Here is a 21,443-nt window from a genome sequence, read left to right on the forward strand (position 1 = left end):
CGAAATAAAGAGGATAATATTGTAAAATGGTTGTAAGGAGGGGGAGGAAGGAATGTTAACTTGGATCATGATCGTTGTATTACTTGTAGTCATTACTGTAGTGGCGACGGTGTTAATTGGGCGAAATGGTGATGCGAATTATAGTAAAGCGACAAAAGGGAATATTAAACGGCTGACGATGATTTATATTATATTAGCTGTCGTTTTAATCGTTGGATTAGGCGTGTATATTTATTTTAAAGGTTAAAAAACTGAAAAAATATAAAAATCTAAAAATAGAAGTATGCTATAATATCAATATAGTTATTTGGTAATTAAGGAAAGGATTGGATGGAATGATTGAAATTACGAATGTGTCAAAAAGTTATAATGGGTCTACTTATGCAGTAAAAGATTTAAGTTTATCTGTGCCTAGCGGAGAAATCTTTGGGTTTTTAGGACCGAATGGTGCGGGTAAATCAACGACAATTAAGATGATTACTGGTATTCATGGAGTGGACAAAGGGACGATTACGATTAACGGTATAGATATTATGAAAAATCCGATGGAAGCGAAGAAGACGTTTGGTTATGTTCCAGATAGTCCGGATATGTTTTTACGATTAAAGGGAATTGAATATTTAAACTTTATGGCAGATATGTATGAAGTGCCGAAAGAAGTACGCCAAGAACGAATCGAGTCTTTAGCGAAGAAGTTTGATCTTTACAATGCGTTATCTGATCAAATTCAAAGTTATTCACACGGTATGAGACAAAAAATTGTTATTATTGGTGTGCTCGTGCATGAGCCAGATGTATGGATTTTAGATGAACCGTTAACGGGGCTTGATCCGAAATCTGCATATATTTTAAAAGAAATGATGAGAGAGCATGCGGATAAAGGAAAGATTGTATTTTTCTCAACGCATGTATTAGAAGTGGCAGAAAAAATATGTGACCGCGTTGCGATTATTAATAAGGGGAATTTGCAGTTTAAAGGAAATTTAAATGAAATGAGAGATCATTTTAAATCCAATGAATCACTTGAAAAAATGTTCTTGGAGATGACAGGCAATGAGTAAAATTTGGACGTTAACGAAAGTATTATTAAAATTAAATTATGCAGATTTCATAACAGATAAGAAGAAGCGCTGGGCGTATGTATTTTCATTTGCAGCCATTTTATTTGTTGGTTTTTTAATATTTGGTTCGATGACGCACGGAATGTATGAAGGTATGAAACATTTGGGGCAAGATCCAGGAATGATTATCGCAATGGGACTTGCGATTGCGAGTATATGGGTATTTTTAATGAGTATAACGAACATTTTAACTGTATTTTACTATAGTAATGACATTGAAATGTTATTGCCGTTACCATTGAAACCAGCGCAGATTATTTCGGCAAAGTTTCTAACGGTATTAATTACACAATACGTAATGAGTTCATTTATTTTATTACCAATCTTTATTACGTACGGGTTAAAAAGTGGCGCATTTATTACATATTACATATACATGATTTTTATTTACTTACTCTTCCCGATTGTGCCATTAGTATTAGCTTCATTACTGATGACAGTTATTATGAGGTATACAAATATAGCGAAAAATAAAGATCGAGGCAATATATTTATTGGAATCGTAAGTATACTATTTATTGTAGGAATTAATGTATTTTTACAGTGGAAAAATAAAAGTTCGTTTTCTGAAGATGCACTTACGAATTATCTTGCGAGCAACGAATCTTCACTTTTAGTACAAATGACAAATTATTTTCCAACTACATATTTTGGAGCAGTGGCGTTAGTAGAAAATGCAAATTGGAAGGGTCCTTTATACGTAATAATCTTTGCACTTATTTCATTTGTATTTTTTGTGTTGTTTTATTACATTGCAGAGCGTACATATTTAAAAGGGGTTATTGGACTTTCAACGAGTACAGCAAAAAAAGAGGTCATTTCAGCAGAAGGTTTACAGAAATCAACGGTACAAAGTTCACATTTGAAAGCGTATGTGAAAAAAGAGTTTAAAACGTTATTCCGTACACCACAATTTTTCTTAAATTGTATCGTACAAACTTTCGTTATGCCGATTATGTTATTCTTTGTTTTATTCGTGCAAGATGGGAATTTAAAATGGATTACAGGGTATATTGATAACCCAAAATCAGCAGGTCTTGCAATTGGCGTTGGTCTTTGTGCATCGTTATTTTTAATGGGAAGTAATGTTATCGCAACAACATCATTTTCACGTGATGGAAGTTCATGGTTTGTGAATCGTTATTTACCTGTAAAAGCTTCGGATATCTTTTTTGCGAAAGCGATCACTGCTTGGTTAATTAATGTAATTATTTTAGCAGTATTCGGTATTACGATGGCAGTTGTAGCCGGGATTTCTCCTGTTTTCATGTTACTGTGGTTTTTACTAAGTGCGAACGGGTTATTGTTAATTAATTTAATCGGTACACGCTGGGATGCACAAACTGCAGATATACATTGGGATACAGAGCAGAAATTATTTAAGAGCCGCTATACAACTTTGTGGAACTTTTTGGCTAATATTTTTATAGCTTTAGTTATTGTAGCGGGAGTAAGTCTATTATACTTCTTCCTTCAAGTAGGACTGTGGGTTATGTTTATCGTTTTATTTGTAATGTTTACGATTGTAAATTATATCTTCATTAAAATTTTAAAATTAGGTGCAGAACGCATATTGTCAAATATTGAATAAAAAGATAGATCCTCTGTATTCGTGCAGGGGATTTATCCATAGATGGAGGAGAAAAGGTGAAGAAAATAGCAATTGTAACAGGGGCAACTCGTCTGAATGGAATTGGTGCAGCTGTATGCAAGGTGCTTGCTCAAAAAGGGATAGACATTTTTTTCACGTACTGGTCTCAGTATGATAAAGCGATGCCGTGGGGAATGCATGATAAAGAGCCCTTTTTGTTGAAAGAGGAGATTGAAAGTTTAGGTGTTCGATGTGAAATGGCAGAAATCAATTTATCGCAGTCGTATTCGCCAAATCGTTTGTTTTATATGGTCTCAGAACGTTTAGGTGATCCATCTATTTTAATTAATAATGCAGCGTATTCTACACATACGAGAATTGAAGAATTAAATGTAGAACAGTTAGATAAACATTATACAGTGAATGTCCGCGCTACTATGTTATTAAGTTCATTATTTATAAAACATTATGAACTGAAAACGAGTGGCAGTATTATTAACCTTACTTCAGGGCAGTCATTAGGGCCAATGCCTGATGAACTAGCATACGCAGCAACGAAAGGAGCAATTGAAGCATTTACAAAATCAGTAGCACCAGTTGCGATGGAGAAGGGGATTACAGTGAATGCTGTTGATCCAGGGCCGACGAATACAGGATGGATTACAGAGGAGCTGAAGCATCATTTAGTATGGAAGTTCCCGCAAGGTAAAGTAGGAGAACCAGCGGATGCAGCGCGCGTAATCTCTTTTTTAGTAAGTGAAGAAGCAAAATGGATTACGGGGCAAGTCATTCATTCGAATGGTGGTTACTCATAAATATATTATGTTAACAATTGTTGAGAAACAAAAAAATAAAAGAAAATATTATTTTTTTTATAAATAAAATGTCAAGAAAGATAAAAATTTGATAGGAAAGTATATCGTCATATAACGATAGTAATTCCCCATGTGACAATATACTCTTTTTCTTTTACTACAGAGAAGAAAAATGAAGTAGAAGAAACTCGAATATTCAAATGGGTTTATCAGTTTTTGTACGTATTATTATGAAGATTACTGTCGGAAAGATGGTAATTCATGTGAAAAGGGATTTTTTAAGGGGAAATCGAATCGTAAAGGGGAGGATAAATAAAGTAAACATAGGGGGATTTATATGAAAATGAAAAAGGTCGCTATCGCATCGATAACAATTGGTACAATGCTTACTATGGCAGCTTGTAGTCCTTCAGCAGAGAAAGAGACAGAAAAGAAAGAGCAAGTAACAGCGCAAAATGAAGGAGAAGCAAAAACGACAAGTGCAGATGAGACGTCAAAAACAACGAAAGATACTGAAAAAGATACAAATACTTCTTCAAATGAAAAAACAGATAAAGATGCAAAAAATACGAAAGAATCATCAGGAACAGAAAGTAACGGTAAAACATCATCTCAAAATGAGGGTGTGAAAACAAAAGAAAAAGAGACGACAGGAAAAACGAATGACGAAACGACTAGCGGAAAAACAACAGATCAAAGTACAAGTACAAACTCAAACGGAAAAACAACGAAAGATCCGAAGAAAAGCGTAGCTGTGAAAACGAGTGTTAAAGAAGTTGCTGCATTAGTTGATAGTTTAGACAAGCAATTAGCTGCAAATCCGAAATTAGAAACAGTAAATAAACTTGGAAAACAAATTAATGAAAAGTGGGATGTAATCGAGAAAGAGTTAGAAGCATCTCACCCAGCTGAATATAAAACAATCGGACAAAGTATGTATCCGTTAATTGTAGGAGCGGAGAAAGAAAAGATAGATATTAATAAAATGAAATCATTAACGACGAAAACGAAAAAAGATTTAACTCAGTTATTAACGAAACTTTCGTAGTTTGAAAAGCCTACTGTGGAAGTAGGCTTTTTTGTGTTGAGAGTGTAAGTAAAGTTTATGGGAAACCTAACGAAAAAGGATGGTGATAAAAATGACAATCGAACGAGTTTGTACAATTGGGCCAGCAAGTAATAATAAAGAAACGTTAGCGCAGTTAATAAACAATGGTATGAAAATAGTGCGGTTGAATTTATCACATGGCACACATGAAAGTCATAAAGACATCATTCGTTTAGTCAAATCGTTAGACGATTCTATTAAAATTTTAGGCGATGTACAAGGTCCTAAAATAAGGTTAGGTGAAGTAAAAGGAGAACAAATTACACTTCAGGCGGGGGATTCTTTTATTTTACATATGCAACCAGTTACAGGGAGCAATAGAGAAGCAAATGTTGATTATGAAGGAATCGCGAATGATGTGAAAGTTGGAAGTAGAATTTTAATTAATGATGGTGAAGTTGAGTTAATCGTTGAGAAGGTAAGTGCGGACAAAATAGAAACAAAGGTCAAAACAGGTGGTAATATCTCCTCACATAAAGGAGTGAACTTACCAGGGGCAATCGTTAGTTTACCGGCTATTACAGAGAAAGATAAAAAAGATATTCAGTTTCTTTTAGAAGAGGAAGTCGATTTTATTGCGTGTTCTTTTGTGAGAAAATCTAGCCATATAAAAGAAATAAGGGATTTTATAAAAGGGCATAAAGAAACTGCTCCTAATTTAATTGCAAAAATAGAAACGATGGAAGCAATCGAGAATTTTCAAGATATATGTAAAGAAGCAGACGGAATTATGATTGCAAGGGGTGATTTAGGAGTTGAGTTGCCATTTCAATTTATTCCGCTCTTGCAGAAAATGATGATTCAGGAATGTAATCAAACGAATACATATGTTATTACAGCAACACAAATGCTTCAATCTATGGTAGATCATTCTATTCCAACAAGGGCTGAGGTAACTGATGTGTTTCAAGCTGTACTGGACGGAACGAACGCTGTTATGCTTTCTGCTGAAAGTGCATCAGGCGAGCATCCAATTGAAAGTGTAAGAACATTACGTCTCGTTTCTGAATTCGCTGAGCATGTGAAAAAAGAGGGGCCATTTGTGATGAAAGATGTACTGGAATTGTTGCATAAGTCTTTGGATGAGTGATAAATAAAAAGAGGGCGGATATGCATCCACCCTCGTGTTTTTCATTCTTATTATTCTTGCTCTTGCTCGTCCAAAATTTTATCAAAAGCAGCAGATACTTTATCAAACTCTTCATCATTTTCAATGTATGAAAACTCATTATCTTCTTCTACTTTTAAAAAGAAAATATCAATGTCTTCCTCAGATTCTGTTTGAATGTCTTCTACGAAGGCAACTGCAATATATTCTGCGCCTTCGACATCCATCGCTCCGAGTACTTCTACTTCCTGATCCTCATTATTCTCATCACTGAGAGTAAACACTTCGCCAACTTCAATATCAGACATATCCATTCTCCTCCTGTTCGACTCTAAAAAATAGAGCGCTCAAACTGTATACATACTAACATATCTTTCCATGAAAAATCAATTTCATACATTAGAAAAACAACTGATTCTTCAATAGAATAAGTATTTAGCTAGAAGGAGTTTTATTTGTGAGTGCTATATTACTTAATCCATTCAACAATTGTATCCATAGTTTGTCTTGTTTTATCACGCTTTGGCTCTTCTTTACGGTAACCAAAGGCAACCATAACAGATACTTCAAGATTATCGTCTTTTATAATGCCTTCTTGACGAAGTAAAGAATCTATTTTCTCTTTATCAAATCCTTCTATTGGACAAGAATCAATGCCGATTTGAGCTGCACTCGTCATCATATTACCTAAAGCAATATAAGTTTGCTTAGATGCCCAATCAAATACAGCACGATCGGATTGGAATAAGTTAAAATCTGTTTCCTGGAATTTTTTGAAGAATTCATATCTAATTTTTTGAGTGTCTTCAGGTAATCCAATAATATCGTTCATCATATGTTTAATATACTCTGCATCATAATGCATATCTTTAATATTTCTTGAAAGAACAATGACAAAGTGACTAGCTGTTGCAAGTTGCCCACCAGCGCCCCATGAATACGGTTGTAGTTTTTCTCTTAATTCTTTATTTTGTACGACAATAAATTTCCAAGGTTCATAACCAAAAGAAGAAGGAGATAATCTGCCTGTTTCTAAAATGAAATGAAAATCCTCTTCTGAAATTTTGTGCATAGGATCGAACTCTTTACATGCATGTCTGAAATGGAAAGCCTCCATAATTTTCTCTTTTGTAATTTGTTTTGTATTTGTCATAAAAGTTCCTCTTTTCATTAATTTATTTTTGTAAGTAAATTATATTTTTAAAGTAACATAGATACAAGTACGCACATTTATGTGTTATAGTATCAAAAAAGATACTATTGGTAAGGGAAGGGACTTATGATGGATTGTTCAAACGAAAATAATATAAATTACCCATTTTTAAATAAATATTCTTGTCCAGTGGAAGCTATGGTTGAGGTTATTGGCGGAAAATGGAAAGGGGTTATTTTGTATCATTTATTAGATGGTACAAAGAGATTTAATGAATTAAAAAGATTAAAACCTAATATCACACAAAGAATGTTAACACTGCAGCTGAGAGAACTTGAAGCAGATGGCATTATACATCGTGAAGTATACCGTGAAGTGCCGCCAAAAGTAGAATATTCGTTAACGGAGCTTGGTGAATCACTACGTCCAATGATTCTATTAATGATGGAATGGGCAACTCATAATATGGAGAAAGTTTTGGAGAGTAGAAATACGAAAAATAATAGTTAAGAGTTGTAGAAATAAAAGGTGTTTTCCATATGTGAAGAAACCTTTTATTTTTTACTTTCTTAAATTTTGGTTGTAATTAAAATGCATGTGAATCTATTCTGGGGATGTGCTGTTGATTTTGCTATGAATTAAAAACTTCCTTTTTAGTAGTAGAAGCTGCATCTAATAAAAGGAAAACAGCTGCTATAATATGTAGAACGACGTCTATATAAGGAAAGAAGGCAACTAGAGTAACGATAATACCTATATAATGAGCGTACGTATTCATGCCTGCTTTGTTAGCTAATAAAATAGTAGTAATATGTAAAGCAATCAAAAGTAGTAAAGGTATCCCGCCTAGGTTAACAAAACTTGGAAATAAATAATAACAAGGAAGTAATAATAGGTGAGAGATCCCTGTAGTCCACTTTAGTGCTTGTATGTAAGTTTTCAAAGTAAATCCTCCTAAAACAATTCATATCTATATATTACCAAAAATAATAGGTAATTGGATATTAAATACTTGTGATTTTTAGTAGAATATAATTGTTTTATGTTAACTAATGGTTTCGTTATCTATAAAATAGAAAAACCACCCAAACGAGGGTAGTTCGTATTATAAATAACTATTTAAAGAAGAAAGGGGAGCCTTCACCTCACTACCTTCCTTCATATTCCGCAGCATAACGGTTTCTGTACTAAGTTCTTCTTCCCCAATAATAAGCACATAAGGGATGTTTTCCTTATTGGCATAATTAAGGGCCCGTTTTAATTTGCGTCCTGCTAGTTCGAGTTCGACTTTTAAGGAAGTGGTAGAACGTAATTGCTGGGCAATTTGTAAACATTGTAATTCTGTCCCGAGTGGGATGATAAATACATCCGCTGTAGATAATATTGTTTCTTTCTGTGATAGTGCTGTGTAAATAACGTCTAAACCGAATGAAATGCCGACTGTTGGATAGCTCATATTATCACCACGGAATGCCCCGATAATATTATCGTATCGACCGCCGCTACCGATGCTGGATGTAATTGAGTCGTCTTTTAGAAAGATTTCATATACGGTGCCTGTGTACATTGTAAGTCCTCGTGCTAAAAATGGATTGAATATAGCATTTTCATTTATTCCAAGGGCAATTAAGTATTGCTGTAATTGTTGTAGTTCGTTTACTCCATCGGCAACGAGTGGAGTATTGAAAGCGTCTTTAAAGTCATTAATTGAAAGCTTTAGACAAGATAAAACGGTATTACATATCGTATCAGCCATTTCTTCAGTAATTCCGCGCTCTAGTACATCTTTTCGTACACCATCAATCCCAATCTTTTCGATTTTGTCTAATGATAAAATAACGTCACTCGTTCGTTCAGTAGGGATGTTAATAGATTCGAGAATGCCGTTTAACAATTTTCGGTTATTATATTGGATCGTTACTTCTAAGTTTAACGTTCGGAACAGTTCAAACGCCATACTCATAAGTTCCGCTTCTGCCATGACAGATTCTACACCAACTATATCAACGTCGCATTGTATGAACTCACGAAATCTACCTTGTTTAATTGGCCCATCTCGAAATACTTTTCCAATTTCATACCGTTTAAAAGGGAGGCGGATGTTCGGGTTCATTGCCACGACTTTTGCGAATGGAATTGTTAAATCATAGCGTAAGGCAAGGTCACGTTTTCCTTGATCTTGAAGCGTATATATTTCTTTTAAAATTTCATCGCCACCGCCGTACTTGTAAGACATAAGCTCATACATATTTAACGTTGGTGTTTCTAACGGTTTACATCCGTATCGTTCGAACGTGTCTTCACAAGCTCTTTTAATTTTATTTCGCAACACTTGTTCCTCTGGTAAATAGTCTTTCGTTCCTTTTACATTTTTCATTTCCATTATAATCACTCCTTTTTTAAATTAAAAAAAGCTATGCGGGTATAAAAATACCCACATAGCTTTATGAACGCTTCGTGGGTCAACAGGAAAAGCCCTGTACCCACGAAGAAAAATTTTTCTTCGGATACACGGCGTTACGTATGATGATGAAGTTGGAAAGAAGTATTAACATTTCGCATGACAAATCTCTCCTTAACATAAGTTTTTCCAAATTATATCAGATGATTTTTGAATTATCAATATTTTTAGTTGTGAAGCGAAATGTATTCATTGCACATTGCCTACAAGATGTTTTCTGTTCGTGCCATTTTTATCGCTTCTTCACGATTGTTAACACCTAGTTTTGAATAGAGATTTGAGCAGTAATTACGGATTGTTCCTTCAGATAAAAATAGCTTAGCGGCAATAGATTTATAGCGTAATCCGTTTGATAGATGTTCTAAAATTTCCATTTCCCGTTTTGTAAGCCCATATGGAGAAGTTTGTTTAGTTGATTTGATTTTCGCTAATTGCTCACGTTGAATTTTCATTTCTTCAAAAATGCGTGTGGCAACTGATTGGTCAATCCAAGTTCCACCGTTATAAATAAGTTTCAAGGCCTCCTTCATTTCTTGTGGATGAATAGATTTCAACATGTAACCTTCAGCTCCATGTTCGAGTGCTGTTGCTGCTTGTAAGGAATCTTCAAATGTTGTCATAAGTACAATCTTCATATTAGGCCAACGTCGCTTCATTTCTAGTAAAGCCTCAATACCATTCATTTCTGGCATCTGAATGTCCATTAGTACAATGTCAGGTTGTAATTGTTCACATAATTTTAATGCATCAGATCCATCATATGCCTTACCAGCAACAATAAAATCAGTTTGGTGCTCTAAAATTTGCTCTAAACTATCTGTAATAAGTGCCTGATCATCAACGACCAATAAGCGAATTATGTCATGTACAAGTTTTGTTTGTAATGGAATATTACAAACAATTAATGTTCCCTGTTCAACATTAGACTGAACCGATAATGTCCCCTGAATTTGTTCAAGTCGCTCTTTCATTCCGCTGAGTCCAAAGCCAAATTGAATTTCTTTCATTCCAATCCCGTTATCTTCAATTTGCAATCGAAGTTGTTGGTCGTCGAAATGTAGTTGAACGGATATGTTGCTCGCTTTACCGTGCCGAACAGCATTTGTTAACGACTCTTGAAGACAACGGTATAGGCAAAAATTTAGTTTTTGCATTACAAGAGTCTCGTTTCCGATCATACGAAATGTAACGGTTGTACCTGTAGATTTCATAAATTCTTTTGTTAATTGTTGTAGTGATTCACTTAATGAATTACTAAGTGGATTATGAGATAGCTCATGTAGATGCTTTCGAATATCATTTAGACTATGCTGAGCAATACTGATAAGGGAATCAATTCGTTCAAACTGTGAATCCGGTACCGATGATCTTAGTGATGTGACGCCAGCGATGAGAGAAGTAAGTGTATGACCAATTGTGTCATGTAGTTCATGTGACAATCGATTACGTTCTTCTATTAAAGTAAGCTCTTCAATCCTATTAATATGTTGCTCTAATAGTAGTTTTTGCTCTTCAATAATTCGAGATTGCTTATGATACTGAATTAATATATTAAAAGAAACGCCAATGGCAAAACCGAGACTACAACTAACGATTAGTTCATATGGTGGTCGGTTGGCAATCCAAGCATTCAATAGCGGGAATGCAAATCCACAAAAAATACCGCTCCATATATAATTATTTTGATTACTACATAGTCCAATAATGATTACGAGTAAAATGAAAGACCAAAGTAAATTTGGAGCTACGGATGCTAAGTAAAGATAAAAACAACCCGCAGTAATAATATCGAATGCAGGGTACCATTCTGGTTTCTTATATCGAATAATTAATGGTACAAGGTAAACGACAAAAGTGAGAGAAAGTACAATCATACTTGATGTATGAATGGATGTTGGAAACATAAAATTAGCGCCGATGATAACAATTAGCCAAAATGTTCGTATGAGCACAAATATCCAGTCATACCAAATCCATTTTTTTGTGAATGAGAACATAAATTAAGCACCTACTTGTATTTTAAGATTAATTATCAATGATTCAGATTCATCATGTAACATATCTTTGAAATCGTCAATAGAAAAACAGTCAACAAAGTATGTCATATGAAGCAGTTGACAGTTTGTCACATGTTTTATATGACATAGTTGCATAAAGCGTCATAAATAAATTAAAACGTTTTGTCACTATGTGATTTAACAATATTGAAGTTAAGGTGAGGGAGTAAGACAACAGAAAAAATTAAAATAATAGGAGCGATGCATAATGAAGTCATTTATCTTAAGAAAAGGAACACCCCTTATTTTAACAGGAGCAATATTGGTTGGAGCGTTAGCGATACCTTCTTATGAAAACGTACATGCGGTAAACAAAAGGACATCAATTGAACAAGTTATTGATAAAGCTGCCGATGCAAAGAATATTCCAGGAGTTATTGTTACTGTGAAAAATGGAGAGGCAAGTTGGGCATATGCTTCTGGGGAAGGTAATATTGAGAGAAATCATAAAGTAGATGCTGATTCTGCTTTTAGAATTGGGAGCACAACGAAGACCTTTGTAGCTACAGTAGTATTGCAGCTTGCGGGTGAAAAGAAGTTAAGTCTTGATGATACGGTAGAGAAATGGTTGCCGGGACTTATAAAAGGGAAAGGTTATAATGGCAGCAAAATTACGATTCGCCAACTATTAAATCATACAAGCGGAATTGCTGATTACTTGACTCCAGATCTTAAAGAGAAATTAATAGAGAATCCAAGTGAGAATTATACAGCGGAACAATTAATTTCTCGTGCCTTACAATTAGAACCAGTAAAAGGATGGTCATACTCGAATACGAATATGGTTATTATTGGATTACTTATTCAGAAAGTAACAGGGGAATCATATGCTGAGCAGATACAAAAACGAATTATTGATCCTCTTAGTTTAAAAGAAACAGTTCTTCCTGGAAGCTCAATGGATATTCCGAAAAAAAATGCCCGTGGCTATTTAAATACGGGAGATAAATTAGTAGATATTACTTTGTTTAATCCATCGTTTGCTAATGCTAGTGGTGAAATGATTTCGACAGGAGAAGATATGACAACGTTCTTCCGTGCCTTATTAGGTGGTAAATTACTAACACCGGAAATGCAGAAGGAGATGGTGACTCACACAGTAGATACCCCATTAGGAAAGTATGGACTTGGTATTCACGCAACAAAATTACCAGATGGTACTGAAGTATGGGGACATGGTGGTGGTATCCCTGGTTTTACTAACTTTGCTGGTGGAACGAAAGATGGTCAGCATGTTATCTCGATAAATATTAATGTATTAGGCGCAGAGAAACAAATTAATAATATTTTAGCTTCAGAATTTGCGGCAAAATCAAAAAAGGAACCTACTGATAAGGAAAAGAAAAGTAAACATCGAGAAGAAGTACAAAATGTAATGGATCAAGTAGTAACGAATAAAAAAATTCCTAGTGTTATAGCTGGCGGATTAAAGGATGGAAAGCGTTGGTCGTATGCTACCGGAACAGCTAGTTATGAGATGCCACGCCCTGTAGAAACGAATTTTTCGTTCCGTATCGGAAGCATAACGAAGACTTTCACTGCTTCTGTTGTACTGCAATTGGCTGAAGAGAAACAACTAAACCTTGATGATACAGTTGAAAAATGGTTGCCAGGAGTTGTACAGGGTAACGGATATGATGGGAGTAAAATTACAATTCGTCAGTTATTAAACCATACAAGTGGGATTGCAGCATATACTGATTTAGATATGCGAGATATTACATTGCCTCAAAACCCATTTCGTTATTATAGTACCGATGAGCTCATAAGTTTAGCACTTGCAAAGCCGCCTGTATTTGCACCAGGGGAGGGCTGGGACTATTCAAACACAAATACTGTTATAGCCGGGGAAATTATTCGGAAGGTAACAGGAGATACGTATGCGGAGCAAATTAGAAAAAGATTTATTGAACCGCTCGGGTTAAAAGAGACATTTGTAATGGAAGCAAGTTCGCACATACCGGGTAAGCATGCTAATGGATATAATATGGATAGATCAGGTCGTTTATATGATTTGACAGAAATTAATCAGTCATGGGCAAATGCAGCTGGAAATATGGTTTCAACAGTGGAAGATTTGACTACATTCTTCAGTGCACTATTGGGTGGAAAGCTCTTAAATCAAGAGCTAATGGATCAGATGTTCACAACAGTAGATTCACCTATAGGTAAGGTTGGACTAGGAATTTATGAAGAGAAAACATCAGATGGACAATCGTATTGGGGGCATGCTGGTGGGACTTTTGGATTTGAAACAAGGGTTGGTGGACCTATTGGAGGAGAACATATTTTAGTAACTGCTATTAATGCAGTAGGACCAGAAGTTATTACAGGCAGGGATAAAATATTTAATAAAGAGTTTGGACGTTAAATGTAAAATCGACATAGAGCCTTCCGTTTGAAGGCTCTATGTCGATTTTCTTTATCCCGCATTAACGGGCAGCCCGATTGGTTCAACTAATAATCAGTGGGGGATGAACAAAACCCCCACTGATTAAAGTTTCACTTTATGTGATTTTAAATTTAATGGGAAATAAAATCTTTGTAGGATGATGCATAAATATATCTACAAAAATGTGAAGTTATGCAGGTAAAATGGAAAAGGGTGTATAATAAAAGAAAACTTAATAATATGAAATAACCTTTTAAGGAGACCGCTATGAAAAAAGATAAAACAAATGCGATGCGAATATTAGATAAAGAAAAGATCGAATATTCGATGATGTCATATGATCCGGACGATGGAAAAATTGATGGCGTATCAGTAGCTGAGAAAATTGAACGAGAAGTGAGAGAAGTATATAAAACGTTAATCGCTCAAGGGAATAGTAAAAATTATCATGTGTTTATCATTCCGGTAGATGGAGAACTGAACTTGAAAGCAGCAGCAAAATCAGTTGGTGAAAAGAAAATTGAAATGATTCCCGTAAAAGATATTACGAAAGTGTCAGGATACATTCGCGGCGGTTGTTCACCAGTCGGAATGAAAAAGTTATTTTCTACATGTATCGATGAAAGCGCCCAATCACTTGAAACGATGATTGTAAGTGGCGGGAAAATTGGTATACAAATTGAGCTGAAAGTTGATGACTTGGCGAGAGTGACGAGAGCGCAATTTGGTGAGGTAACGAAATAATGATACATAGGAAAAGAAGTTCTAGTTTTATTAAATTTAGATAAAGATTTATAGGATAGTTAGTCCATTATGTGGCTGATTATCCTTTTTTATTTACAAACTGGATAAAAATTGAACATTCAGTTTAATATGGGCATGTAATATGAATCATTTGTTTAGCTTTGGGAGGAGGACAAAGCCTCGGTGCGAGGACTTTACATAAACAAGCAGAGTTGCTCTCAAAGATAGACAAAGGACGGGAGATTGTTTCTAATGAGAGTTCAAGAAATCCCCATAAGAAAGCACATATTGGGGGATGCCAGTATTTTTGAAAAAGCCCACGCTAAGAGTATGCAAGATTTTATACAGTTTTTTTGCTAATCCAGTAACAAATAAGAACCTTAAAACTGTGCCAGAATAGGAATGTATCAAAAAATGTATAGATTCATAGAACTAAAAAAGAGGATTTCCTTGTGAGAGCAGGGTTCTCCTTTTTCCTTTCTACTGATAATAGGACGTTATGTTAACTAATTTTTGAATATCGTATACAGACTAAAAACAGAAAAAACTTCCTGTTGTGTAGGTTGTTTTTCTGTTTTTTTGATGATAGTTGTTAAATGATGTCTCACATTTCAAAAAACAACTTTTTTGTTTACTTGTCCACACCATTTCACCTCTTTATGAATTTTATAGTATTAAAGGAGGTGAAAAGAATGAATGAAGATATTATTTCAATTGGAGCAAATTGTATAGTGAGAATTAGAAACAGATTCTTTCTTCTAGTAGAAATTGAAGTGGAAGTTGGAAATGTAGCCATAGAGGAATTTGTTTTTATTCGAATATCTGAGCAAGAAGCTAGAACATTGTTAGCAGGGGGCATTCAACGTTGTACTATTTCTAATTGTATTCCTAGGTCTCATGATGATTTAGAAGTAGAATTCATTTGTGTTTTAATCGTGGGTGGGGAAGCATTTGCGGTTTTTGATGTAGAAGACGATGTTGATGAAGCTGTACTTGTTCCAATTTCATTAAGAGAAGCCGAGCGTTTAATCTGTAGAGGAGCAAGACGATGTACAGTTATTAATAGATAAGAGTAAGCCTTTTGGGAGCTAAAGAGGTTTCATTTTGTGTGGCTTCTTGTAAGAATGATTATGTAAATATGAATATCCTCCAGAGTACTTAACTGGAGGATATTTTTTTAGACTTCTAGATGTATTAACTACCAATAACGAAAATTATGTAAATAAACTGTTCACTGGATTCCCATAGAAAACTGTGGTGAGATTAAAATTTTGATTTTGAAGTACTTCAAAATCCTAGCTAGATGGCTATGTATCGGTACCACACAATAAAAAGGCAGGAACATATCAAATATGTTCCTGCCTTTGATTTTAGAGACATGTGTCCTAACAGTTGATTTTGTTAACGAAAATCGACTTCAAATCCATATGTTGTGTGAAATAAAAGCATATAATAAAAGTATGAGGTGATGATGTGAAGGAGATAAATATTCATAAAATAATTGCGGATAAGAGAAAAGAAAAGGGAATTACGCAGGAAGAGTTAGCGGCGTATATCGGTATTACGAAGGCGTCTGTTTCCAAATGGGAGACGGGGCAGAGTTATCCGGATATTACATTTTTACCACTGTTAGCATCGTACTTTAATATAAGTATAGATGAACTAATCTGTTATACACCACAAATGGAACAGGAAGCTATTAGGGAATTATACCATAGACTAGCGGAAGCTTTTAGTGAAAAACCGTTTGATGAAGTAATGATAGAGTGCAGAGGAATAACCAAAAAATATTATTCTTGTTTTCCGTTATTACTTCAAATGGGACTACTTTTTATTAATCACCATATGTTAACAGAGGATACGGATAAAAGAATTGAAATTTTAGAAGAGGCAATGTATCTCTTTAGCAGAGTGCAGGAAGAAAGTGACGATGTTTCTCTTGTGAAAGAGGCGGTATCGTTTCAAGCAACTTGTTATCTTATACTCAATAAACCGAATGAAGTATTACAATTGCTTGGCGGAACGATACGTCCTAACGTTCCAGAAGAGGATTTAATTGCCCAAGCATATCAAATGCTTGGAAATGCTGAAAAGGCAAATGAAATAATGCAAATTAGTATGTATCAACATTTAATACAACTTGTTGCGACAATACCGAATTATGTAGTAGTAAATGCTTCAAACGCTGAAAAGGTAGAGGCAATTTTAAATAGAGCTTTCATGTTAATAAATATATATGAAATAGAAACATTACATCCCAATATGACTTTAAAAGTATACTATGCTGCTGCACAAGTATATTGTATGCAAGGGAATTTTGAAAAGGCATTAGAAATGTTACGTAAATATGTAACGGTTTGTGCGGCAAGCTTCACAGTAAATAGTCTGCATTTACACGGTGATTCCTATTTTGATGCGATTGATGGATGGTTTGCAGAATTTCCACTCGGGGCTAAAACGGTTAGAAATGAAGAGATTATAAAGCGAAGTATGCTACAAAGTATTGCAGAGAATCCAGTTTTCGCTCAGATGAAAGATTTACTAGAGTATAAAAATATAATAGCGAGTTTGAAATTTAAATTGGGTATAAAAGAATAGAAGGAGGACTAATATAATGACCTTCGACGAATATGAAGTAGCGATCAAGAGTGAATTTACTTTGCAAGGTACAATTACTAAACCGAAAGTTGATGGGAAATATGCGGCTGTTGTCATTATTGCTGGATCTGGAGAGATTGATCGTAATGGAACGATATTACCGCTAAAGCTTGAGTCGAACATATATAAAGATTTAGCGCATGTATTGGCGCAGCTTGGAGTAGTGACGCTCCGCTTTGATAAACGTGGGGTAGGAAAGAGTGATGGGGAATTTCAGAAGACTGGAATGTGGGATTTAGTTAGCGATATAGAGGCTATGGTTGCGTATTTAAAAGAACAGCCATTTGTTGATTCGGAAAATATCATTTTAGCTGGTCATAGTGAAGGGTGTATGTTAGCAACTGTAGTAAACGCAAGAACACCAGTTAATGGACTCATCCTTCTTACAGGAGCTGCGGAATCATTAGAAGAGGCTACGAAAAGACAAAGAGAGATTGCTTATAAAGAACTAAAAGAGCAGAAAGGGATAAAAGGAAAACTAATGCGCCTTCTCAATGTGGAGAAACGTGGAGAGAAGCAGATTGAAAAAATAAAAGAGAAAATGATGAACACAGAAAAAGATACGATTAAAGTTGGTTTTAAACCGATGAATGCAAAGTGGTTTAGAGAGCATTTTCAGCATGACATCTATAAAGACTTACAACAAGTAACATGTCCAGTACTAGCTATTGCTGGGGATAAAGACTTTCAGGCGAATCCTGAAAAAGCGAAGAGAATTGGTGATTATGTACAAGGTGATTCTGAAATATATGTAGTAAAAAATATGGATCATACCTTAAAATATTTTGAAGGTGATTTTAAAGCGTTAGAATTTAAAAAGATTTATACGGAAGGTGCAGATAAGCCGCTTCATCCAGAGTTGGAAGGAATAATTGTGAATTGGATGGATGCACGTTTTATCTCGCAATATGCAGGAAGTAAGACTCTCTAAGCAAAATTTGATGAATAAGAGGAATGTAGTAGGGAGAGCGATTGATCGTTGTGGGTTAATAATAGGCGTGGAAATGTATTAACATGAATAACATATACAACCGAAATTACGCAACATATGACTTTTTTTTGATGGTATAATAAGGAAAAAGGAGTTCTGAATAATGTCTTTAGGAACCAGTATTTATTATGCCATTACTGCATTGATTATCGGTGTATTGATTGGCGGGATTATACGCATAATTCGGCATACTAGTAATCGTAAAAAGCAAGATCCAGTTGAGCAAAAGTTAGATAGGATTATTCAATTGTTAGAAGAACAAAATAAAGATTGACCCTCTCTTCAAACGGGAGGGGCTTGTTGTTTTTATTGGCAGAGGCGGGAAATATAGGATACTTAATTCACTTTACTTCAATCCAACTAAAGTTTTACTTTCTCTATAATGCAGGTTTTATATAATATGAAAGTCAACGGCTATAACTACTTATAATATAATCGTTTCTTTTTTTCGCATAGAAAGGAATTGAGATTATGGAAAAATCAATAAAAAGTGAATTGATTGGAATGTTTATCTTTAATGAAACTTTTCATACATATGAACAAAACGAAGGAAAAGTACATTGGGGATTGGATATTGGAAAAGAGCTTGTACATGTACATGAAATGATGAAAAGAGCAGAAAAGCTTTATGTATGTTTAGAGGAATTTGATAAAAAAGCTAAGGTCGCTATAGCGGAAGAATTAATAGAATATAAAAATGATTTTTGGCCTGAATATGATGAGAATGATGAACATTTAGATTGGGATGCTGTAGATGCAGGAGAATATGATATGACGAAAGAAACATTTGAGCAATCTATTACTCTTATGGACATTGTAATTAGAGAAAATGATATATATTGCGAATATAATGGTGGAGATGTATTTGGTGGACATAGAATCCATGCTTCTTTTGACAATGAGTACAATTTATTAGATGCAGAGATTTAGTTTTGAGAGATGAAAATGAAAAGGATTGATTACTATAATCAATCCTTTTTGTCATTATTATAAAATAACGATGAAATACTAGGTAGAGAGTTGCATAGTTTTAACGTATTATCCGAAAGAAATCTCCTTCCTGGGGCGTGTGAAAGGCGATAGTCTAGAGGTAGGTGGGAGATGAATTTCGGTTTGGTGTAGCCAAACATTGGGTTTTCCTATTTATTTCGCCCTTGATATAATCATTCTTATAAGAGGTAAAGTTTGGTATAACAATGAAAGTAGATAATAATTTTGTAATGTTCAGGTTGTGTGATCACAGTCATAGCTTATGGGAAATGAAGCGGAAAATGAGGTGAACGGATATGATAAAGCCATAATAAGGCGTACAAATTCCGTTTGTATCCAACAGAAGAACAAGCACATCTCATACGTAAAACGTTCGGATGTGTACGCTTTGTTTATAATAAAATGCTGGCTGAACGAAAAGAAGTAGAAACAGTTGTTGGGTTAGACTTCGCAATGGCTGAATTGTACGCGACTAGCGAAGATGAGAAATCCAATGTTGTAGGTGGATTTAGTTTAGTATTCAGAATATAATTTTTTGACGGTATTTTTCACTTCGAAATGGACGAAAAAAATAATTCGTCTTTTAAAAACGAACATTAAAAACATTTTTAATTAAAATGTTCACTTTTAGATTGCGTGCACACTAAAAGTTTGATATATTACCAATATAATAATTTTACACATCATCACTCGTATATACTCGGTAATATGGTCCGAGCGTTTCTACCTAGTTCCCAATGAAAGAACTGGACTACGGGTTAAAGTATTCGGCCGTGCTATGTAATGTACGCTACCGATTTATAATTTTGCATGTGCTTAATTAACTTTGACTACCGTAGTTCTAGAAAGTAGAGATTCTTCTACAATTTCTAGAACTTTTTTGTTTGGACCAAAAGCATCGAGTATAGAAAACAACAAGAGAAAGAGGAGATTATTTATGAAGAAGAATACGTTGAAAAAATGTGCTGCCCTAGTAACTACTGTTGCATTGTCATTCTCAATACTTGCGGGATGTAATGCGAGTCCAAAACAAGTTGAGGCAAAAAGTAATCAACAACCTATTTTAATTCAAGGGCCAATGCCGATAGAGGCTGAGAAGTTTGCAAAAAGATTAAAAAATGTGAAAGAAGAAAAGTCTGGAACTTTCGTATTTTATAAAGGCACTGTCGACAATTATCCTGTAATCGTAGCGAAAACAGGTAAAGGAATGGAAAATACAGCAGCTGCTACAGCAGTGGCTATTGAAAAATATAAGCCTAAGGCGATTATTAACCAAGGAACATCAGGTGGACACGATCCAAATTTAAACGTATTTGATATTGTTTTAGGAAAACAAGTAGTAAACATAGGTTCATTAAAAACAACAAATATGGATGAGAATCAAGGGATTGAACCGACAAAATGGATTTCAATGGACTTAATGGCTTCTGAAGGAAGTGCAGGAGAAGATCCAAATGCTGAGAAAGTCCGATACTACGAGGGAGATAAGGGTTTACTTGCAGCAGCTAATGCGGTAAAAGATAAATATACAAAAGGTAAAGTGGTTGAAGGGACTATAGGTTCAGCAGATGTTTGGAATAATGAAGTTGATAGAATTAAATGGTTCCATACAAAATACGGTACATCTGTTGAAGAAATGGAAGGCGCTGCAGCAGCGCAAATCGCAAAAGCGTATGACGTACCGTTTTTAGGGATTCGAGTATTATCTAACAATAAAACAAACGGCGGAAAATATAATCCAAATACAGCGGCTGCAAATCAAGAATATGTATATGAAGTAGTTAAAAAGTATATTGATACGTTGCCAAATAAATAGTAGTAGTTCTGGCCCGATATAAAAATGTTATCATTACTGCACAACGTGTTGTGAACTCAGAATTGACACAGTTTCTTTAATTAAAATAGGTTGGTGCCTACATGGTATCCAATCTATTTTTGTACTTATTCTTCAGAGGAAGAAGGGTTTTACACCAAAAAATAAAGACAATTATAGAAAAAGGAAAAGTCGAACGATTTATCAAATATGCATAATTGCATGAAAAAATTGAAATTTTTAAGTTAACATTAAACTACTTTTTAATTGTAAAGAATATTTTAATAATCTTTACTAGAGAAGGATATTCCTTGAGAAGTAGATAAACCAAAAGTGTGGAAATAATACAGACTCAATAGAGTTTTGTATTAAATAAAAAGAAAAGGATGGGTATGGCTTTCTAAAAGTTTTTGGGGGTTAGAAAGCATTTTTAGTTAATAG

20 protein-coding genes, 1 pseudogene and 1 riboswitch are annotated in these 21,443 nt (G+C 34.6%); of the genes and pseudogenes, 16 read left to right on the forward strand and 5 right to left on the reverse strand.

Features of this window, described 5'->3' with window-relative positions:
- The first annotated feature begins 52 nt into the window (after nt 1–52).
- From DN389_RS11625 to DN389_RS11650, 6 genes are all read left to right on the forward strand, one after another.
- On the forward strand, nt 53–247 hold the full coding sequence (locus DN389_RS11625; protein ID WP_000958865.1) for a hypothetical protein: 195 nt from the start codon (nt 53–55) through the stop codon (nt 245–247).
- An 88-nt stretch (nt 248–335) separates the two neighbouring features.
- Entirely contained in the window at nt 336–1,061 is a 726-nt protein-coding gene (locus DN389_RS11630) for an ABC transporter ATP-binding protein (RefSeq protein WP_149237153.1), read from the forward strand.
- Nucleotides 1,054–2,712 (forward strand): putative ABC transporter permease subunit, encoded by a 1,659-nt coding sequence (locus DN389_RS11635; protein ID WP_088081928.1) that lies wholly within the window; start codon nt 1,054–1,056, stop codon nt 2,710–2,712. Before DN389_RS11630 ends, DN389_RS11635 begins: the two co-directional genes overlap by 8 nt.
- Before the next feature lie 56 nt (nt 2,713–2,768).
- The gene (locus tag DN389_RS11640; RefSeq protein ID WP_060487745.1) at nt 2,769–3,527 is read left to right on the forward strand and encodes an SDR family oxidoreductase; all 759 of its coding nucleotides are present in this window, start codon (nt 2,769–2,771) and stop codon (nt 3,525–3,527) included.
- Between the two features lie 337 nt (nt 3,528–3,864).
- The gene (locus DN389_RS11645; RefSeq protein ID WP_098190695.1) at nt 3,865–4,575 is read left to right on the forward strand and encodes a hypothetical protein; all 711 of its coding nucleotides are present in this window, start codon (nt 3,865–3,867) and stop codon (nt 4,573–4,575) included.
- A gap of 91 nt (nt 4,576–4,666) precedes the next feature.
- Nucleotides 4,667–5,725 (forward strand): pyruvate kinase, encoded by a 1,059-nt coding sequence (locus DN389_RS11650; protein ID WP_254980700.1) that lies wholly within the window; start codon nt 4,667–4,669, stop codon nt 5,723–5,725.
- A gap of 50 nt (nt 5,726–5,775) precedes the next feature.
- On the opposite strand, the gene DN389_RS11655 is transcribed toward DN389_RS11650, so the two are convergent.
- A complete protein-coding gene (locus DN389_RS11655; RefSeq protein ID WP_002008111.1) occupies nt 5,776–6,057 on the reverse strand; it encodes a DUF1292 domain-containing protein in 282 nt (93 codons plus the stop codon).
- A 155-nt stretch (nt 6,058–6,212) separates the two neighbouring features.
- Nucleotides 6,213–6,896 carry an NAD(P)H-dependent oxidoreductase gene (locus tag DN389_RS11660; RefSeq protein ID WP_088081932.1) on the reverse strand — a complete coding sequence of 228 codons (684 nt, stop codon included), beginning with the start codon at nt 6,894–6,896 and terminating at the stop codon, nt 6,213–6,215.
- A gap of 129 nt (nt 6,897–7,025) precedes the next feature.
- On the opposite strand from DN389_RS11660, the gene DN389_RS11665 reads away from it, so the two are divergent.
- Nucleotides 7,026–7,406 carry a winged helix-turn-helix transcriptional regulator gene (locus DN389_RS11665; RefSeq protein WP_000340656.1) on the forward strand — a complete coding sequence of 127 codons (381 nt, stop codon included), beginning with the start codon at nt 7,026–7,028 and terminating at the stop codon, nt 7,404–7,406.
- A 121-nt stretch (nt 7,407–7,527) separates the two neighbouring features.
- On the opposite strand, the gene DN389_RS11670 is transcribed toward DN389_RS11665, so the two are convergent.
- The 3 genes from DN389_RS11670 to DN389_RS11680 form a co-directional block, all read right to left on the reverse strand.
- Nucleotides 7,528–7,839 (reverse strand): hypothetical protein, encoded by a 312-nt coding sequence (locus DN389_RS11670; RefSeq protein ID WP_088122687.1) that lies wholly within the window; start codon nt 7,837–7,839, stop codon nt 7,528–7,530.
- Nucleotides 7,840–8,001: 162 nt separating this feature from the next.
- Nucleotides 8,002–9,279: a histidine--tRNA ligase gene (locus DN389_RS11675; protein ID WP_149237155.1), complete on the reverse strand. Its 1,278-nt coding sequence runs from the start codon at nt 9,277–9,279 to the stop codon at nt 8,002–8,004.
- Nucleotides 9,280–9,560: 281 nt separating this feature from the next.
- Entirely contained in the window at nt 9,561–11,354 is a 1,794-nt protein-coding gene (locus DN389_RS11680; RefSeq protein ID WP_149237156.1) for a hybrid sensor histidine kinase/response regulator transcription factor, read from the reverse strand.
- A gap of 268 nt (nt 11,355–11,622) precedes the next feature.
- On the opposite strand from DN389_RS11680, the gene DN389_RS11685 reads away from it, so the two are divergent.
- The 9 genes and pseudogenes from DN389_RS11685 (at nt 11,623) to DN389_RS11725 (ending at nt 21,005) form a co-directional block, all read left to right on the forward strand.
- Nucleotides 11,623–13,785, forward strand: a complete 2,163-nt coding sequence (locus DN389_RS11685; protein ID WP_149237157.1) for a serine hydrolase domain-containing protein — start codon at nt 11,623–11,625, stop codon at nt 13,783–13,785.
- Nucleotides 13,786–14,073: 288 nt separating this feature from the next.
- Nucleotides 14,074–14,550, forward strand: coding sequence for a Cys-tRNA(Pro) deacylase (gene ybaK / locus DN389_RS11690; protein WP_149237158.1), 477 nt, complete (start codon nt 14,074–14,076; stop codon nt 14,548–14,550).
- A 692-nt stretch (nt 14,551–15,242) separates the two neighbouring features.
- On the forward strand, nt 15,243–15,620 hold the full coding sequence (locus tag DN389_RS11695; protein ID WP_001001284.1) for a hypothetical protein: 378 nt from the start codon (nt 15,243–15,245) through the stop codon (nt 15,618–15,620).
- Nucleotides 15,621–16,023: 403 nt separating this feature from the next.
- On the forward strand, nt 16,024–17,148 hold the full coding sequence (locus DN389_RS11700; RefSeq protein ID WP_149237159.1) for a helix-turn-helix domain-containing protein: 1,125 nt from the start codon (nt 16,024–16,026) through the stop codon (nt 17,146–17,148).
- A 16-nt stretch (nt 17,149–17,164) separates the two neighbouring features.
- Entirely contained in the window at nt 17,165–18,139 is a 975-nt protein-coding gene (locus tag DN389_RS11705) for an alpha/beta hydrolase family protein (protein WP_149237160.1), read from the forward strand.
- Nucleotides 18,140–18,302: 163 nt separating this feature from the next.
- A complete protein-coding gene (locus DN389_RS11710) occupies nt 18,303–18,473 on the forward strand; it encodes a DUF4083 family protein (protein WP_000052060.1) in 171 nt (56 codons plus the stop codon).
- A 197-nt stretch (nt 18,474–18,670) separates the two neighbouring features.
- On the forward strand, nt 18,671–19,129 hold the full coding sequence (locus DN389_RS11715; RefSeq protein ID WP_097858601.1) for a DUF2262 domain-containing protein: 459 nt from the start codon (nt 18,671–18,673) through the stop codon (nt 19,127–19,129).
- 369 nt (nt 19,130–19,498) lie between these two features.
- Nucleotides 19,499–19,615, forward strand: a pseudogene (locus tag DN389_RS11720) (helix-turn-helix domain-containing protein); the annotation flags it as partial.
- Nucleotides 19,616–19,859: 244 nt separating this feature from the next.
- Nucleotides 19,860–19,963, forward strand: a riboswitch (purine riboswitch).
- A 163-nt stretch (nt 19,964–20,126) separates the two neighbouring features.
- Complete coding sequence (locus DN389_RS11725) at nt 20,127–21,005, forward strand: 5'-methylthioadenosine/S-adenosylhomocysteine nucleosidase (RefSeq protein ID WP_149237161.1); 879 nt, start codon at nt 20,127–20,129, stop codon at nt 21,003–21,005.
- Nucleotides 21,006–21,443: the final 438 nt, after the last annotated feature.

It is taken from the genome of Bacillus sp. AY3-1, assembly GCF_008368785.1.
Taxonomy (GTDB): Bacteria; Bacillota; Bacilli; order Bacillales; family Bacillaceae_G; genus Bacillus_A; species Bacillus_A wiedmannii.

Coding starts and splice junctions, on each gene's coding strand:
- DN389_RS11685 (WP_149237157.1), top strand. CDS start 11,623: ATGAAGTCATTTATCTTAAGAAAAGGAACACCCCTTATTTTAACAGGA.
- ybaK (WP_149237158.1), top strand. CDS start 14,074: ATGAAAAAAGATAAAACAAATGCGATGCGAATATTAGATAAAGAAAAG.
- DN389_RS11660 (WP_088081932.1), bottom strand. CDS start 6,896: ATGACAAATACAAAACAAATTACAAAAGAGAAAATTATGGAGGCTTTC.
- DN389_RS11625 (WP_000958865.1), top strand. CDS start 53: ATGTTAACTTGGATCATGATCGTTGTATTACTTGTAGTCATTACTGTA.
- DN389_RS11650 (WP_254980700.1), top strand. CDS start 4,667: ATGACAATCGAACGAGTTTGTACAATTGGGCCAGCAAGTAATAATAAA.
- DN389_RS11715 (WP_097858601.1), top strand. CDS start 18,671: ATGGAAAAATCAATAAAAAGTGAATTGATTGGAATGTTTATCTTTAAT.
- DN389_RS11655 (WP_002008111.1), bottom strand. CDS start 6,057: ATGGATATGTCTGATATTGAAGTTGGCGAAGTGTTTACTCTCAGTGAT.
- DN389_RS11710 (WP_000052060.1), top strand. CDS start 18,303: ATGTCTTTAGGAACCAGTATTTATTATGCCATTACTGCATTGATTATC.
- DN389_RS11695 (WP_001001284.1), top strand. CDS start 15,243: ATGAATGAAGATATTATTTCAATTGGAGCAAATTGTATAGTGAGAATT.
- DN389_RS11725 (WP_149237161.1), top strand. CDS start 20,127: ATGAAGAAGAATACGTTGAAAAAATGTGCTGCCCTAGTAACTACTGTT.
- DN389_RS11680 (WP_149237156.1), bottom strand. CDS start 11,354: ATGTTCTCATTCACAAAAAAATGGATTTGGTATGACTGGATATTTGTG.
- DN389_RS11675 (WP_149237155.1), bottom strand. CDS start 9,279: ATGGAAATGAAAAATGTAAAAGGAACGAAAGACTATTTACCAGAGGAA.
- DN389_RS11645 (WP_098190695.1), top strand. CDS start 3,865: ATGAAAATGAAAAAGGTCGCTATCGCATCGATAACAATTGGTACAATG.
- DN389_RS11630 (WP_149237153.1), top strand. CDS start 336: ATGATTGAAATTACGAATGTGTCAAAAAGTTATAATGGGTCTACTTAT.
- DN389_RS11705 (WP_149237160.1), top strand. CDS start 17,165: ATGACCTTCGACGAATATGAAGTAGCGATCAAGAGTGAATTTACTTTG.
- DN389_RS11635 (WP_088081928.1), top strand. CDS start 1,054: ATGAGTAAAATTTGGACGTTAACGAAAGTATTATTAAAATTAAATTAT.
- DN389_RS11665 (WP_000340656.1), top strand. CDS start 7,026: ATGGATTGTTCAAACGAAAATAATATAAATTACCCATTTTTAAATAAA.